The organism is Glycomyces albidus, from assembly GCF_009451885.1.
In the GTDB taxonomy this organism is placed as follows: domain Bacteria; phylum Actinomycetota; class Actinomycetes; order Mycobacteriales; family Micromonosporaceae; genus Glycomyces; species Glycomyces albidus.
Genome location: NZ_WIAO01000004.1, coordinates 145857 through 162152, shown reverse-complemented (window position 1 = coordinate 162152; position 16296 = coordinate 145857). Strand labels below are relative to the sequence as shown.

Annotated in this window: 13 protein-coding genes; 9 read left to right on the top strand and 4 right to left on the bottom strand. The window is 72.5% G+C overall.

Going from position 1 to position 16296, the window contains the following annotated elements; all coding sequences use genetic code 11:
- Positions 1-17: 17 nt before the first annotated feature.
- From GFD30_RS05410 to GFD30_RS05400, 3 genes are all read right to left on the bottom strand, one after another.
- A complete protein-coding gene (locus tag GFD30_RS05410; RefSeq protein ID WP_153024179.1) occupies positions 18-1136 on the bottom strand; it encodes an ARPP-2 domain-containing protein in 1119 nt (372 codons plus the stop codon).
- On the bottom strand, positions 1124-2575 hold the full coding sequence (locus tag GFD30_RS05405) for a hypothetical protein (protein WP_153024178.1): 1452 nt from the start codon (positions 2573-2575) through the stop codon (positions 1124-1126). The genes GFD30_RS05410 and GFD30_RS05405 overlap by 13 nt, the downstream gene beginning before the upstream one ends.
- A gap of 195 nt (positions 2576-2770) precedes the next feature.
- The gene (locus GFD30_RS05400; protein WP_322632976.1) at positions 2771-3955 is read right to left on the bottom strand and encodes a homogentisate 1,2-dioxygenase; all 1185 of its coding nucleotides are present in this window, start codon (positions 3953-3955) and stop codon (positions 2771-2773) included.
- 177 nt (positions 3956-4132) lie between these two features.
- On the opposite strand from GFD30_RS05400, the gene GFD30_RS05395 reads away from it, so the two are divergent.
- From GFD30_RS05395 to GFD30_RS05385, 3 genes are all read left to right on the top strand, one after another.
- Positions 4133-4936 (top strand): hypothetical protein, encoded by an 804-nt coding sequence (locus GFD30_RS05395; RefSeq protein ID WP_153024176.1) that lies wholly within the window; start codon positions 4133-4135, stop codon positions 4934-4936.
- Positions 4933-6156, top strand: a complete 1224-nt coding sequence (gene fahA, locus GFD30_RS05390; RefSeq protein WP_153024175.1) for a fumarylacetoacetase — start codon at positions 4933-4935, stop codon at positions 6154-6156. The genes GFD30_RS05395 and fahA overlap by 4 nt, the downstream gene beginning before the upstream one ends.
- 176 nt (positions 6157-6332) lie before the next feature.
- Entirely contained in the window at positions 6333-7364 is a 1032-nt protein-coding gene (locus GFD30_RS05385; RefSeq protein WP_322632975.1) for an SAM-dependent methyltransferase, read from the top strand.
- A 6-nt stretch (positions 7365-7370) separates the two neighbouring features.
- Here the strand turns inward: GFD30_RS05385 and GFD30_RS05380 are convergent, their stop codons facing one another.
- Positions 7371-7868 carry an Lrp/AsnC family transcriptional regulator gene (locus GFD30_RS05380; protein WP_153024173.1) on the bottom strand — a complete coding sequence of 166 codons (498 nt, stop codon included), beginning with the start codon at positions 7866-7868 and terminating at the stop codon, positions 7371-7373.
- Between the two features lie 148 nt (positions 7869-8016).
- Here GFD30_RS05380 and hppD point away from each other — a divergent pair, with 148 nt between their 5' ends.
- The 6 genes from hppD to hutH are packed head-to-tail and all read left to right on the top strand — an operon-like array spanning position 8017 to position 16126.
- Positions 8017-9180 carry a 4-hydroxyphenylpyruvate dioxygenase gene (gene hppD / locus GFD30_RS05375; RefSeq protein WP_153024172.1) on the top strand — a complete coding sequence of 388 codons (1164 nt, stop codon included), beginning with the start codon at positions 8017-8019 and terminating at the stop codon, positions 9178-9180.
- A 32-nt stretch (positions 9181-9212) separates the two neighbouring features.
- Complete coding sequence (gene hutU / locus GFD30_RS05370; RefSeq protein ID WP_153024171.1) at positions 9213-10850, top strand: urocanate hydratase; 1638 nt, start codon at positions 9213-9215, stop codon at positions 10848-10850.
- Entirely contained in the window at positions 10850-12100 is a 1251-nt protein-coding gene (locus GFD30_RS05365; RefSeq protein ID WP_153024170.1) for an allantoate amidohydrolase, read from the top strand. Before hutU ends, GFD30_RS05365 begins: the two co-directional genes overlap by 1 nt.
- Positions 12094-13404: a formimidoylglutamate deiminase gene (locus GFD30_RS05360; RefSeq protein WP_322632974.1), complete on the top strand. Its 1311-nt coding sequence runs from the start codon at positions 12094-12096 to the stop codon at positions 13402-13404. The genes GFD30_RS05365 and GFD30_RS05360 overlap by 7 nt, the downstream gene beginning before the upstream one ends.
- Entirely contained in the window at positions 13401-14573 is a 1173-nt protein-coding gene (gene hutI / locus GFD30_RS05355; RefSeq protein ID WP_153024169.1) for an imidazolonepropionase, read from the top strand. Before GFD30_RS05360 ends, hutI begins: the two co-directional genes overlap by 4 nt.
- Before the next feature lie 14 nt (positions 14574-14587).
- Positions 14588-16126: a histidine ammonia-lyase gene (hutH, locus tag GFD30_RS05350; RefSeq protein ID WP_153024168.1), complete on the top strand. Its 1539-nt coding sequence runs from the start codon at positions 14588-14590 to the stop codon at positions 16124-16126.
- The last annotated feature ends 170 nt before the right edge of the window (positions 16127-16296 follow it).

Sequence of the window (16296 nt, the reverse complement as noted above, 5' to 3'; positions counted from 1 at the left end):
TGCGCGCTTTGGGTGGGCTAGCGGCGGCGGTGTCGTGCCAGGTTGTGGTCCAGCACGTCGCGGCGGAGCATCCAGGTGAGGTTGGAGTTGCGGAGGAGCGCGACGAAGGCGGGGGTCGTGAGGGCGAGGGCGGCGGCGGTGTCGTCGAGGTGCCATTCGTTCGCGGCCAGGGCTTGGAGGAGGCGTGCCCGGCGGATCTGGGTTTCGGAGAGGCGGAAGGACTGGAGGAACGCGGCTCGGCCGCGGGCGTCCAGGATCGCTTCGCCCACATGGGTTTCGCGGCCGGTCTCGAATTCGGGCCGGTAGCGGACCAGCTTGAAGTCGGCCATCGCGTATGTCTCGGTGAAGTGGTACTCGGGGTCGAGTAGGCCCGCGGCGAGGGTGCCGTCGTGGAACTCGGCCCAGTCGCGCTGGACGGCGGCGGCCTGGGCTCGCAGGTCCGCGAGCGAGTCCACCAGGGAGGCGTCGATGCGGGCCTCGAAGTCCTGCACCGAAGCGTGCAGCATGGCGTACCGCCAGATCAGTTCCCCGTAGGAGTCTTCGACGAGGGTCGGGTGCAGCGTCCGGTAGTCCTCGGGGTGCGGGGTGATGAGGACGCCGGCGAGGGCGTCGGCGACGTAGACGAGGACGCCGCACTGGCCGGGGTGGATCTCGAAGATGCGCAGGGCGTCCGCGAGTCCGTCGACGAGGAGGCCGGAGACCGTCCGGTCCGGTTCCGGCAGCATGCTCTGCGTGTAGGCGAGGCGGGACCACTCGGGCCAGGCGATGGCCGGGGCCTGGAATGCGAGCGGAAGGTACGTCTCGAGGGCGCCGCGGCGCGGGATGAAGCGGATGCGTGTGCGCCGGTCGGCGAACCGCGGCTTCGCCTTCGGGCGACGAGAGCCGTCGACTGTAGCGGTCGGCATCCGCAGTGCGGTGCCGAACGCGGGCACGGCCGAGCCGTCCCGGGTCCATTCGGCGGTGAGCCCGTGCGGGACGTACCAGCAGCCGTCCTTCGGCAGGTCGGTCTCCGGAAGCGCGCCCGGGTGCATGCGCAGTCCCTCGACGGGTGCGTCCCGCACCAGCGGCACGAGCCGCACGGCGCCCCAGACCTGGCCCGGACGTGTCTCAAGGCCCGCAAAGGTCAAGCGGCCCAAGGTTCCTCCTCCGCGAGCCAGCGTTCGACGCGGGCGTCGACGGCGGCCCGCAGTTCGTCGATGCCGGCCCGTCCGTCGTCGAAGCGCGCGAACGCCACCAGTTCGGGCAGGTCCTCGGCGTCGCGAATGCCCGCGGTAGGGACGCTCGGCGCGAGCCGGCGCACGCCGATGCCGTCGGCGTCGAACACCGGGTTCAGGTGCGCGATCGCGGTCCGGCGTGCGGGGTCGAGGCGGGTGGTCCACACCCGCAAGACCTCCGATGCGAGCCCGGCGGGCGCGTTGTCCCAGCCGTCCGAGACGACGATGAGCTGCTCGGGCGGCGTCTCAAGGGCGTCGAGGATCCGGTCGCCGAGCGCGGTGACGCCCCGCGGCTTCGCGAGCAGCGCGTCCTCGTTCCCCGAGAGCCAGAGCGGCCGGTACTCTCGCGCGAGCGCTTCGAGCAGGTAATGCGCGGCGAGCGCGACGACGAGCGGGCGGCGGCGCTTCTCGCCGGAGCCGCTCGACGAGTACGAGTCGTCGAGGACGGCCGCCACGGTGCCCCAGGTTCCGGCCCGGTCGCCGGCGGTCCGGCGGGCCGCGGCCCGCAGGGCGCGAGTCAGTTCCTCGCGCCGTTCGCCGCGCTCGGGTTCGGGGATGGCGAGCACGTAGGCGGCGAGCCTGGTCAGCGGCATCCGGCCGAGCGCGGCCGCGTCGAGCTCGACCGCGGCGCCGCCGCTGCGCTGGAGCCGCAGCCGCTCGTTGCGGGTCAGGAGCGGCGCGATCTGCTCGAGGAGCACATGGCGGGGGATACCGTGCTTGACCGCGAACCCCTCGGCGACGGTGTACGGCAGCTCGAACACGGCGGACCGCTCGAAGTGGGCGCGGCGCCAGGCCTCGAACAGCGGCGTCCGGTAGCGGCCGGAGGTCATGGGCGCGAACAGGAACGAGGCGACTTCCGCCCCGGCGTCCCCGGGGAGCCCGTCGAGGTCGAGATGGGCGTGGACGGCCGCGCGCTTGAACGCGCCGCGGTACTTGACGGCCTCGAACCCGAGGTCGGGCCGGGCCGACAGCCATTCGCGCATGACCGCGCGCGTCCGCCGGTTGTTCACCTTGGCCTTCTGCAACGCTGTGAACAGCCGGTACACGCGCGAGGTCGGCAGGTCCCGGAGCGCGCGCCGGATCAGCCGTCCTTCGACTGCCCGCTGAGCGGGCGACGCGTCAGCGCCGGTCCGCAGCAGTCGGAGCACGATCGCGGCCTTGTTCCGGTCGTTGATCCCGAGCGCGAGCGCGGCGGCGTACAGGTCCCGGTAGTTCACGAGCATGTACTCGTGGAGGAAGTCCACGGACCACTCCTGACGCCCCCTGCCGGTGTGGAACTCGTCCTGCCCGGTGGCGGCGACGGCCGCGTTCACGAACAGCAGCACATCTTCGGCGGCGACGAGGTCGGCGACGGACTCCATGGGGGCCTTCGGGGGTCGGGGGTGCAGGGGTGCCGGCCGGGGAGCGGGCGGCGCGATGGCGAAAGAGCGTTCACAAAACGGATCCGGAAATCGCACCTGAGTCCCGCGGCCGGCCCGTCCAATGTAGCGGTCCGATGCTCTTGCGCGCGAGGGGGAAACGGGACCGCCTCGGCAGGCGGCCCCGTCGCCGGAATGCTAGAGGCCCGGGTCGCGGTTCCAGGTCCAGGCGTAGTTGGTGTCCTCGACGTCGAGGGCCGGCTCGCACAGTTCGAGGGGGCGGAACGTGTCGACCATGACGGCGAGCTCGTCGAAGAAGTCGGCGCCGATCGAGCGCTCGGGGGCGCCGGGCTGGGGGCCGTGCGTGAAGCCGGACGGGTGCAGGGAGATCGAGCCCTGCTCGATGCCGGAGCCGCGGCGGGCCTCGTAGTTGCCGCCGCAGTAGAACATCACCTCGTCGGAGTCGACGTTGTGGTGGTTGTACGGCACCGGGATCGCGTCCGGGTGGTAGTCCACCTTGCGCGGCACGAAGTTGCAGATGACGAAGTTCGGGCCCTGGAACACCTGGTGGGCGGGCGGCGGCTGGTGGATGCGGCCGGTGATCGGTTCGAAGTCGTGGATCGAGAACACCCACGGGTACAGGCAGCCGTCCCAGCCGACCACGTCGAACGGGTGGTGCGCGTACGTGAACTTCGTCCACAGTGTCGAGGACCCGCGGCCCCGGTGCTGGACGTACACGTCGACGTCCTCGCCGTCGACGAGCAGTGGCTCCTCGGGGCTGCGGAGGTCGCGCTCGCAGTACGGGGAGTGCTCGAGGAACTGGCCGCGCACCGACAGGTAGCGCTTCGGCGGGGTGATGTGGCCGGTCGACTCGACGACGAGCGTGCGCAGCGGCTCGTCGGCCCCGGGGATCACCCGGTAGATCGTCGACATCGGCATGATCAGGTAGTCGCCCTGGGCGATGTCGATGGCGCCGAACGAGGTCTCCACATGCGCCGAACCGGACTCGACGTAGATGCACTCGTCGCCGATGGCGTTGCGGTACAGCGGCGAGGGGCGGTCGGCGACCGCGTACGAGATCCGGACGTCCGCATTGGACAGCAGGTGGTTGCGGCCCATGATCGCGTCGCCGGCGGCGTCGAGCTTGTGGGTGCGGAAGTGGCGCGGCTTGAGGGGGTGGTTCGGCACCGGCTCGGCCTTCTCGGGGCGGTGCTCGGTGCTGGCGCTGATCGCGGTGGGCCGGAAGCGGTGGTACAGGAGCGAGGAGTCCGAGGAGAAGCCCTCCTGGCCCATGAGCTCCTCGGAGTACAGGCTCCCGTCGTCCTGGCGGAACTGCGTGTGTCGCTTGTCGGGGATCTGCCCGACCGAACGGTAGAACGGCACGACGACTCCTTTGTCGGATCGCTCGGAGGCACAGGGTGCGGCCCCCGTCACGGATATGCCCCGAGAATAGCCCTCCCGCCGTTCGATTTCGACCGCTCTGCGCGCCTCCTGCGCGGCTCCGCGCATTCCGTGCGCGGACCGCTGGACCCGTGCGCGCGAGCGCTCTAGGCTCTGGGCATGGCTGGAGTGATCCCCGCGATGCTGCGGGGCCTGATCGACGACGCGGCGGTCTTCCCACCAGGAAACGCGCCGCTCGAAGCCGCAGTCCCCGCCCACCGCGGGTACCGGCAGTCCTGGTTCGCGCCCCTCGTGGGCCCGCTCCTCGTCCCGCAGAGCCGCCTCGGGGAGCTCGACCCCGGCAGGGGGGAGCTGCGCATCGGCGTGGTCGTCGACGGCGAGCCCGAAGCGGTCGCGCCGGCCGTCGCGGCCCTCGCGCCGCAGGTCATGGTGACGCACTACGAGTCGCGGCACGCCCTCGACCACCTCGTGAAGCACTTCTCCGGGAAGGCCGTGTACGCGGAGATCCCGTTCGGCGAGGACGCGCTCGACGCCGTCCGCCCGACCGGGTTCACCCCGAAGTTCCGCACCGGCGGGGTCGCCGCCGAGTTCTTCCCGTCCCCGGCGGTCCTCGCCGCCGCGATCCACGGCTGCCGCCGGCGCGGCATGCAGTTCAAACTCACCGCGGGCCTGCACCACGCGGTCCGCCACCGCGACCCGGCCACCGGCTTCGTCCACCACGGTTTCCTGAACGTGCTGCTCGCCGCCGACGCGGCCGCGAACGGCGCCGACGTCGACGCGATCGCCGAGACCCTGGCCTCCGAGGACGCCGAGGACCTCGCCTCCCGCGCGAAGCCGCTCCTGGGCCGGCCGCGCGCCCTGTGGACCGGCTTCGGCTCGTGCAGCATCGACGAGCCGCTCGGCGACCTCCTGCACCTGGGCCTGCTGCAGCGGGGTGCTGAACGAGGAGGGGACGACGCATGACCGCCACCAGCTGGGTCGAAGGCGCCGACCCCGGCCCGTACGGCCTCGCCCACCTGCCGTACGGGGTCTTCTCGACCCGCAAGGACCCGGCCCCGCGCATCGGGGTCCGCATCGGCGACCAGGTCCTGGACCTGCGGGCGCTCGCCACCGGCCAGTTCTTCCTGCCGTGGATCCGCCCGGCGTTCCACGAGCACGACCTGAACGCACTGCTCGCGATGGGCCCGCCTGCGTGGCGCCTCGTCCGCCACCAGCTCACCGAGCTCCTGGCCGACCGCCGCCACCGGGACCAGTCAGCGACCCTGCTGACCCCGGTCGACAAGGTCCGCATGCACCTGCCGTTCCGCGTCGCGGACTACGTGGACTTCTACGCCTCCGAGCACCACGCGACGAACCTCGGCCGGCTCTTCCGGCCCGACGCCGAGCCGCTGCTGCCGAACTGGAAGCACCTGCCGGTCGGCTACCACGGCCGCGCCGGCACCGTCGTGCCCTCCGGGACGCCGGTCGTGCGGCCCCGCGGGCAGCGCAAGACTCCCGACGGGCCGGTCGAGTTCGGCCCGAGCGCCCGCCTCGACATCGAAGCCGAGGTCGGGTTCGTCGTCGGCGTCGGCACCGACCTCGGGACGCCGGTGAACCCGGACGACTTCACTGAGCACGTCTTCGGCGCGGTCCTCGTCAACGACTGGTCCGCGCGCGACATCCAGGCATGGGAGTACGTGCCGCTCGGCCCGTTCCTCGGCAAGTCCTTCGCGACCTCGATCGGCCACTGGGTCACCCCGCTCGACGCGCTCGCGGCCGCGAAGGCCGACGCGCCTGTCCAGGACCCGGCCCCGCTCGGCTACCTCCAGGAGTCGGAGCGGTTCGGCTACGACCTGTCGATGTCGGTGCGCTGGAACGGCACCGAGGTGTCCCGGCCGCCGTTCAAGGGCATGTACTGGACGCCGGCGCAGATGCTCGCGCACATGACCGTCAACGGCGCCTCCCTGCGCACCGGCGACCTGTACGCGTCCGGCACCGTCTCCGGCGAGGCCGCGGACCAGCGCGGCTCGTTCCTCGAACTCACGTGGGGCGGCAAGGAGCCGGTGCGCGTCGGCGACGGCGAGTCCCGCACGTTCCTCGAGGACGGCGACACCGTGACCATCGCGGCGACCGCCCCGGGACCGGACGGCTCGGTCATCGGCCTGGGCGAGGTGACCGGCACGATCCTGCCCGCGCCGAACTAGGGCCCGCCTCGGCGGACCGCCGCCGAGTCGCTGCCAGGACCGTGGATACCCTCCGCGGCCCCGGCTCGTCGGCCGCCCGGGCGCGTTGCGGGCGGACCGCCTCGCCGCGACCGCCCGGCGTTCGCGCGACCGCGGGCGGCGGGTGAGCGGAAGGGCGGTGTGGAAGGATGTTCGGCGTGTTCGATGAGCAGCGAGTTGTCGTTTCGGCGGCTGAAGAGTCACTTCCGCTGGCGATCCGGGAACTCGAGCTCGACTTCGGCCCTGAGGCCAAGGTCGAGCAGATCGCTCCCGAGATGGCCGTGATCACCGCACCCGGGCTCACCGCCCAGGAGGTCGCCGACCGGTGCATCGAGGCGCCGCTGGTCTTCCCGCGCCACATCACCGTCCAGGCGGCGACGCTCGCCGCGGGCACCGGGATCGACCAGGTGGCTGAGGCCGCGCTCGCGGAGGTCCGCGAGGCCGGCATCGAAGGCGGCCTCGCCGTCCAGGTGTGGGCGAGCGGGCGCTCGGACTACGGGTTCGGGCCCGCCGCGCTGTTCGGGGCGATCGCCGGCGAACTCGAGGAGGCCGGCTTCTCGGTCGCCAAGTCCGGCCGCGACCACGTCCTCTCATGCTGCCTGACGCCGAACGGGATCCTCTTGGGCCTCAACGAGACCCGCGACAGCCTCAGCGACTGGCCGGGCGGCGGCGTGCGCCTGTCGAAGACCCGCGACCAGATCTCGCGCGCCGAGTTCAAACTCGAGGAGGCCCTCCGCGAGTTCGGCCTCGACCTCCCCGCCGGGGGCAGAGCGGTCGACTTCGGCGCCGCGCCGGGCGGCTGGACCCGGATCCTGCGGCAGCGCCGCATGCACGTGTGGGCCGTCGACCCGGGCGACCTCGACGAACGGGTCGCCCGCGACCCGCAGGTCAAGCACCTCAAGCTCACCGCCGGCCGGTTTCTGCGCAGCAACCGCACCGTCTTCGACGTCGCGGTCAACGACATGCGCATGGACCCGAAGCTCAGCTGCGACCTCATGGTCCGCGCCGCCGAGCACCTCGCGCCCGGCGCGCTCGCGATCGTCACGCTCAAGACCGGCAGCCGGGACGTGCTCGCGACGATCCAGGCCTGCCTGGCCTCGCTGGCCGGACCGTACGAGGTCCTGCACGCCCGCCAGCTCCGCCACAACCGGCACGAGATCACCGTGATCGCCCGCAGGACCGGCGAGTAGCGCCGCTCAGCCGCTCGCGGCCTCCTTGACCAGCGGCAGCGTCCGGTGGGGGATCTGCTCGGCCAGTGCGATCACCGTGGTGGCCCGCAGGACGCCCTCGCTCGCGAGGACCCGGTCGATGACGTCCTGGAGTTCGGCGTTCGTGCGCGCGACGATGCGGCACAGCATGTCGCCGGCCCCGGTCACCGTGTGCGCCTCGAGGACCTCGGGGATCCGCGCGAGCCGCTGCGCCATCGGCTGGTGCCCGACGGCCTGCCGCAGCTCCAGCGTCACGAACGCGGTCACGGGGTAGCCGAGGGCCGCGGGGTCCACGCGCGGCCCGAAGTCGCGGACGACGCCGCGCGAGACGAGCTTGTCGAGCCGCGCCTGCACGGTCCCGCGCGCCACCCCGAGCCGCCGGGCGCACTCGAGGACCCCGATCCGCGGCTCGGCCTCGAGGAGTTCGATGAGCCGTGCGTCGAGCGCGTCGACGCTCCTCCGTGATGAGTCCGTTCCACTGGTCATATCGACCAGTGTAAGCGCCTCCCGACTGGTACATCTGCGCAATCTGCACAGCTTCGGGCGAACGGCTTGCCCAGTCACCGCATGTGAACAATGATCAAGACCACAGCCGTTCACGCAGCCCACGAGGCTTCAGGAGCAGGAGGCCGCCATGGTCGACACCGCCAGCCGCACCACCGACGCCGACCTGGTCGGCGCGGTCGAGCACGACATCCGCGAAGACGCGTTCCCGATCAAGGGCTGGGACCACGTCCGCTACTACGTCGGCAACGCCCGCCAGGCCGCGCACTACTACTCGACGGCGTTCGGCATGACCCTGTTCGCCTACCGCGGCCCCGAGCAGGGCTACCGCGAGCACGCCGAGTACGCGCTCAAGTCCGGCGGCGTCGTGTTCGTCCTCGCGGGCGGCGTCACGGCCGACTCGGAGGCGACCCGCCACTACGCCGCCCACGGCGACGGCGTCATCGAGGTCGCCCTCGAGGTGCCCGACGTCGACGCGAACTACAAGCACGCGATCGCCCAGGGCGCCATCGGGATCGAAGAGCCGCACGACCTCACCGACGAGCACGGCACCGTCCGCCGCGCCGTGATCGGCACCTACGGCGAGACCCGGAACGTCCTCGTCGACCGCTCGAACTACACCGGGCCGTTCCTGCCCGGCTTCGTCGCCGCCGAACCCATGGTCGCCCCGCCGCAGAAGCGGTTCTTCCAGGCGATCGACCACGTCGTCGGCAACGTCGAGCTGGGCCGGATGCGCGAGTGGGTCGAGTACTACGAGCGGGTCATGGGCTTCACGAACATCGTCGAGTTCGTCGAGGACGCGATCGCCACCGAGTACTCGGCGCTCATGAGCAAGGTCGTCGCCAACGGCTCCCGCAAGATCAAGTTCCCGATCAACGAGCCCGCCGAAGGCAAGCGGAAGTCCCAGATCGACGAGTACCTCGAGTTCTACGGCGGCCCGGGCGTCCAGCACATCGCGCTCGCGACCAGCGACATCCTCGCGGCCGTCGACGCCATGCGCGAGCGCGGCGTCGAGTTCCTGGAGGCCCCGGACGCCTACTACGAGGACCCGGAGCTGCGCGAGCGCATCGGCACCGTGCGGGTCCCGATCGAGGAGCTCCAGCGGCGGCGAGTGCTGGTCGACCGCGACGAGGACGGCTATATGCTCCAGATCTTCACCAAGCCGCAGCAGGACCGGCCCACAATGTTCTACGAGATCATCGAGCGGCACGGCTCGCTGAGCTTCGGCAAGGGCAACTTCAAGGCCCTCTTCGAGGCCCTCGAGAAGGAGCAGGCCAAGCGCGGCAATCTGTGATCTGACGGTGTGATCTCGAGACCGGGAGCGACATGCACGCACCACACGGCGCCGACCTGCACTGCCGCACGTGGCAGGCCGAGGCGGCCTACCGGATGCTCCAGAACAACCTCGACCCGGCGGTCGCCGAGCGGCCCGAGGACCTGGTCGTCTACGGCGGCACCGGGAAGGCCGCGCGCAGCCGCGACGACCTGGCCGCGATCCTGCGGACGCTCCTCACGCTCGCTCCCGACGAGACGCTGCTCGTCCAGTCGGGCCGGGCGGTCGGGGTCATGCGCACCCACGAGTGGGCGCCGCGCGTGCTCATCGCGAACTCGAACCTGGTGCCCGACTGGGCGACCTGGCCCGAGTTCCGCCGCCTGGAGTCCCTGGGCCTGACCATGTACGGGCAGATGACGGCCGGTTCGTGGATCTACATCGGGACCCAGGGGATCCTCCAGGGGACGTACGAGACGTTCGCCGCCGTCGCCGCGAAGCGCTTCGGCGGCACCCTGAAGGGCACGCTCACGCTCACGGCCGGCTGCGGCGGCATGGGCGGCGCGCAGCCGCTCGCCGTGACCATGAACGACGGCGTGTGCCTCATCGTCGAGGTCGACCCCGAGCGGCTGGAGCGACGCCTGCGGACCCGCTACCTCGACACGGTCGCGGCCGACCTCGACGACGCGGTCGCGCAGGCGCTCGCGGCCAAGCGGGCCGGCACCGCGAAGTCGATCGGCCTGGTCGGCAATGCCGCGGAGGTCGTCCCGGCGATCCTGGCGCGCGGCGTGGAGGTCGACATCGTCACCGACCAGACCTCCGCGCACGACCCGCTGTCGTACGTGCCCGCGGGCGTGTACTACAAGGACGCCGCCGACCTCGCGAAGAACGACCCTGAGGCGTTCACCGAACGCGCCCGCGAGTCGATGGCCCGCCACGTCGAGGCCATGGTCGGGTTCCTCGACGCGGGCGCCGAGGTCTTCGACTACGGCAACTCGATCCGCGGCGAGGCCCTGGAAGGCGGCTTCGAGCGCGCCTTCGCGTTCCCGGGCTTCGTGCCGGCCTACATCCGGCCGCTGTTCTGCGAAGGCAAGGGCCCGTTCCGGTGGGCCGCGCTCTCGGGCGACCCGGCCGACATCGCCGCGACCGACCAGGCCGTCCTGGACCTGTTCCCGGAGAACCGGACCCTGCACCGCTGGATCTCGCTGGCTCGCGAACGGGTGGCGTTCCAGGGCCTGCCGGCCCGGATCTGCTGGCTCGGGCACGGCGAGCGCGACGTCGCGGGGGTGCGCTTCAACGAGATGGTCGCGGACGGGACCCTGAAGGCCCCCATCGTGATCGGCCGCGACCACCTCGACTGCGGCTCGGTCGCCTCGCCCTACCGCGAGACCGAGTCCATGAAGGACGGTTCGGACGCGATCGCGGACTGGCCGCTGCTCAACGCCCTCGTCAACACCGCGTCGGGAGCGAGCTGGGTCTCGATCCACCACGGCGGCGGCGTCGGCATCGGCCGGTCGATCCACGCCGGGCAGGTCACCGTCGCCGACGGCACCGCGCTGGCCGCCGAGAAGCTCGAGCGGGTCCTCTCCAACGACCCCGCCATGGGCGTCATCCGGCACGTCGACGCCGGCTACGGCGAGGCCGACCGGGTCGCGGAGGCCCACTGCCTGCGCATCCCCACCAGGGAGCGCTGATGGACGCCACGGGGTTCCGGCGCCTCTGGGACGAGATCGACCCGATCGGCAGGGCCGACACCGGCGGATACGTGCGGTTCTCGTGGAGCGACGCCGATCTCGCGCTCCGCGCCTGGTTCGACGCGCAGGCCGCCGAGCGCGGCATGCGCGTCGAGACCGACCGCAACGGCAACCGCTTCGCCTGGTGGGACCCCGAACCGGAGCAGGTCGTCGACCCGGCCGCGCCGCGCCGGCACGGCGCCGTCCTCACCGGCAGCCACTTCGACTCCGTCCCGCACGGCGGCGCCTACGACGGCCCCCTCGGGATCGTCTCGGCGTTCCTCGCCGTCGACGAACTGCGCCGCGACCTGCGCGCCACCGGAGCGACCCTGAAGCGCCCCATCGCGATCGCGGCGTTCACCGAAGAGGAGGGCGGGCGCTTCGGCATCCCGTGCCTGGGTTCGCGGCTCATGACCGGGGCCGTCGACGCCGACCGCGCCCGCGGCCTCACCGACCGGGACGGCACGACGCTCGCCGACGCGATGCGCGCCGCCGGCGCCGACCCCGACGCGCTCGGACCCGACCCCGAACGGCTCCAGCGCATCGGCGCGTTCGTCGAACTCCACGTGGAGCAGGGCCGCGCGCTCGACGGCGAAGGGGACGCGGCCGTCGGCGTCGCGAGCGCCATCTGGCCGCACGGGCGCTGGCGCGTCGTCGTCACCGGCGCCGGCGACCACGCCGGGACCACGCGCCTGCCCGACCGGCACGACCCGATGCTCACCTTCGCGTTCGCGGTCCTCGCCGCCCGCAAGGAGGCCCGACTCGCCGGCGGACTCGCCACCATCGGCCGCGTCGAAGCGGTCCCCAACGCCACCAACGCGATCGCCTCGCAGGTGACCGCCTGGCTCGACGCGAGGGCGCCCGACGAGGGGGTGCTCGGCGAGATCCTCTCCGGCTTCAAGTCCAAAGTGCACGAACGGGCGGCGCGGGACGGGACGCACGTGCGGATCTCGCGCGAATCCGAGACGCCCGTCGTCGAATTCGACCTGGAGCTGCGCGACCGCATCGCCGCGCTCCTCGGCGGCGCCCCGGTCCTGCCGACCGGGGCCGGGCACGACGCGGGCGTCCTCGCCGCGCACGTCCCGACCGCGATGCTCTTCGTGCGCAACCCCACCGGCGTCTCCCACGCCCCCGGCGAACACGCGAGCGACGAGGACTGCGCCGCCGGCGTCGACGCCCTCGCCGCCGTCCTGCGGGACCTCGCGTGCTGACCTACTGGGCCCGGCACGCCCGCCTCCCCGACGGCATCGCGGACGCGGTCGCGATCGACGTCGCCGACGGCCGCATCACCGCCGTCACCCCCGGGGCCCCGCCCCGCGGGGAGATCCTCGGCGGCCTCGTCCTGCCCGGGTTCGCGAACACCCACTCCCACGCGTTCCACCGCGCCCTGCGCGGGCGCACCCACGACCGGCGGGGGACCTTCTGGCAGGGCACCTTCTGGGACTGGCGGAACGGCATGTACGCCCTCGCCGACCGCCTCGACCCCGACTCCTACCACCGGCTCGCCCGCGCCGTCTACGCCGAGATGGCCCTCGCCGGCATCACCTGCGTCGGCGAGTTCCACTACCTCCACCACCGGCCCGGCGGCCGCCCCTACGCGAACCCGAACGCCATGGGGGAGGCCCTGATCCAGGCCGCCGCCGACGCCGGCGTCCGCATCACCCTCCTCGACGCGCTCTACCTCTCCTCCGGGTTCGGCAAACCCCTCGAACCGGCGCAGGAGCGCTTCGGCGACAACGGCCTCGAAGGCTGGCTCGACCGCGTCGAACGGCTCGAACCCCGACCGCACGCCCGCATCGGCGGCGCGGTCCACTCCGTGCGCGCCGTCCCCGACGACGCCATCACCGCGTTCGCGTGCTCCACCGAAGGCCGGCCCGTCCACGTGCACCTCTCCGAGCAGCGCGCCGAGAACGACGCCTGCCGCGCCGCCCACGGCTGCACACCGACCGAACTGCTCGAACGGTGCGGGCTCCTCGGATCCGACCTCACCGCCGTCCACGCGACCCACCTCACCGAGCACGACGTCCGACTCCTCGCCCGCTCCGGCACCACCGCGGCCTTCTGCCCCACCACCGAACGCGACCTCGCCGACGGCATCGGCCCCGCCCGCGCCCTCGCCGACGCCGGAGTGCGCCTCACCCTCGGCACCGACTCGAACGCCGTCGTCGACATGTTCGAGGAGGCCCGCGCCGTCGAGATGCACGAGCGCCTCGCCAGCGGGGAGCGCGGCCGCTTCACCGCCGACGCGCTCCTCGACATGGCCGGCGGCCACGACACCCTCGGCTGGAACGACGCCGGCCGCATCGCCCCCGGCGCCCGCGCCGACCTCGTCGCCCTCAGCCTCGACACCCCGCGCACCGCCGGGGCCCGCCCCGACGGGATCGTCTACGCCGCCACCGCGGCCGACATCACCGACGTCGTCGCCGACGGCCGCCACATCGTCCACGAAGGACGCCACCGGTACATCGACGCCGGAGCCGAACTGCGCGAAGCGATCGGAGACCTGTGGCAATGAGCCTGCTCATCGACTGCATCGGCGAGCTGTTCACCGCCGACGAGGACGGCTCCGTCCACTACGACGCCGCGCTCGTCGTCGAAGACGGCCGCATCGCCTGGATCGGCCACCGGCTCAACCGGCCCGCGGCCGACGACTACCTCGACCTCGGCTACAAGGCCGTCATCCCCGGATTCGTCGACAGCCACGCCCACCTCGTCTTCGACGGCGACCGCGCCGGCGAGTTCGACGCCCGCATGAGCGGCGAACCCTACGACGGCGGCGGCATCCGCACCACCGTCACCGCCACCCGCCGCGCCGACGACGAGCGCCTGCGCCAGAACTGCGCCCGCCTCACCGCCGAGATGCTCCGCCAAGGCACCACCACGGTCGAGATCAAATCCGGGTACGGCCTCACCGTCGAGGACGAGGCCCGCTCGCTGCGCATCGCCCGCGAGTTCACCCGCGAGACCACCTACCTCGGCGCGCACACCGTCCCCGCCGGCGCCGACGGCACCGTGATGGACGCCGACGAGTACACCGCGCTCGCCGCCGGCCCGATGCTCGACGCCTGCGCGCCCTACGCGAAATGGGCCGACGTCTTCTGCGAACGCGGCGCCTTCGACGCCGACCAGGCCCGCGCGGTCCTCACCGCGAGCGCGAACGCCGGCCTCGGCCTGCGCGTCCACGCCAACCAGCTCACCGCCGGGCCCGGCGTCCGGCTCGCCGTCGAACTCGGCGCCGCCTCCGCCGACCACTGCACCCACCTCACCGACGCCGACATCGACGCGCTCGCGAACTCGAGCACCGTCGCCACGCTCCTGCCCGGCGCCGAGTTCTCGACCCGCTCGCCGTACCCGGACGCGCGCCGACTCCTCGACGCGGGCGTGCGCGTCGCACTCGCGACCGACTGCAACCCCGGCTCCTCCTATACGAGCAGCATGGCGTTCTGCATCGCGCTGGCCGTCCGCGAGATGCACCTGACCCCGGCCGAAGCGCTCGAAGCCGCCACCGCGGCCGGCGCCGACGCGCTGCGCCGCCGCGATATCGGACGGATCACCGTCGGCGCCCGCGCCGACCTGGCCGTGCTCGACGCGCCCTCATTCGTCCACCTGGCCTACCGGCCCGGGACGCCCTTGATCGAGACCGTCTTCCGCGGCGGCGCCGTCGTACACGCGGCGACCCCGTGAATTGAGGAGCACCGATGTCCACCGTCCACATCAAGCCGGTCCCCGTGTCGCCCGAGGAGGTCCTCGCGGTCGCGCGCGGACGCGCCCGCGTCGTCATCGACGCCGAGGCCCGCGAGGCGATGGCCCGCAGCCGCGCGATCGTCGACGCGATCGAACGCGAAGGCCGCCCCGTCTACGGGGTCTCGACCGGGTTCGGCGCGCTTGCCAACACGTTCGTCGCCGCCGAGCGCCGCGCCGAACTCCAGCACGCGCTGATCCGCTCGCACGCCGCGGGCGTCGGCGACCCGATGCCCGTCGAAGTGGTGCGCGCGATGATGCTGCTGCGCCTGCGATCGCTCGCCATGGGCCGCTCCGGGGTCCGCCCCGAAGTCGCCGACGCGCTCGCGGCGCTCCTGAACGCCGACATCACCCCGTGGGTGCCCCGCCACGGCTCGCTCGGCGCCTCGGGCGACCTGGCTCCGCTGGCGCACTGCGCGATGGTGCTCCTCGGCGAAGGCTGGGTGCTGGCCGGGGACGGGACCCGCGCGGAGGCGGGCCCGGTCCTCGACGCCGCGGGCCTGGCGCCGATCACGCTCGCCTCCAAGGAGGGTCTGGCGCTCATCAACGGCACCGACGGGATGCTCGGGATGCTCCTGCTCGCCGTCGCCGACCTGCGGCACCTCCTGACGATGGCCGACGTGTGCGCGGCGCTGTCGAACGAGGCGATGCTCGGCTCGGACCGGCCGTTCCAGCCCGAGCTCCACGAGATCCGCCCGCAGCCGGGCCAGGCGCGGAGCGCCGCGAACATCCACCTGCTGCTCCAGGACTCGGAAGTCATGGACTCCCACCGCAACGACCTCGCCCACGCCGTCCAGGACGCCTATTCGATGCGCTGCGCCCCGCAGGTCGCCGGGGCCGCCCGCGACGTCCTCGACTACGCGGCGACCGTGGCCGCCAGGGAGCTGCTGTCGGTGGTCGACAACCCGGTCGTGCTGCCGGACGGCCGCGTCGAGTCCACGGGGAACTTCCACGGCGCGCCGCTCGGGTACGCGGCCGACTTCCTCGGCATCGCCGCCGCGGACGTCGGCTCGATCTCTGAACGCCGGGTTGACCGCCTCCTCGACGTCACCCGCTCTCGCGGTCTGCCGGCGTTCCTCAGCCCCGACCCGGGCGTCAACTCGGGACTGATGATCGCCCAGTACACGGCCGCGGGCATCGTCGCCGAGAACCGGCGCCTGGCGTCGTCGGCGTCGGTCGACTCGGTGCCGACCTCCGGCATGCAGGAGGACCACGTCTCGATGGGCTGGGCCGCGGGCTGCAAGCTGCGGACGATCATCGACAACCTCGGCACGCTCCTGGCGGTCGAACTCCTCGCCGGCGTCCAAGGACTGCAACTGCGCCAACCGCTGATCCCGAGCCCGGCGGCCCGGGCCGCGATCGCAGCGGTGGCCCCGATCGCCGGAAAACCGGGCCCCGACCAGTTCATCGCTCCGGTCATCGAACAGGTCAAGCACCTCGTCGAGGGACCGAACCTCCGCGCGGAGATCGAAGCCGCGGTCGGCCCGCTGAGGTAGGCGCAGCAGCTCTACCTCCTCGCGGGGTTCGCTTCAGTCGACGAGGCCCTCGACAGCGTCGCGGAGTTCTACCCTCCGCATCTGCTCAGCCCGAAGGCCGAATTTTCTGTCCGGGAACTACTCGCATAGCGCGCCTTGGAGTCGCGTCCATTCGGTGCTGTAATTGGGGC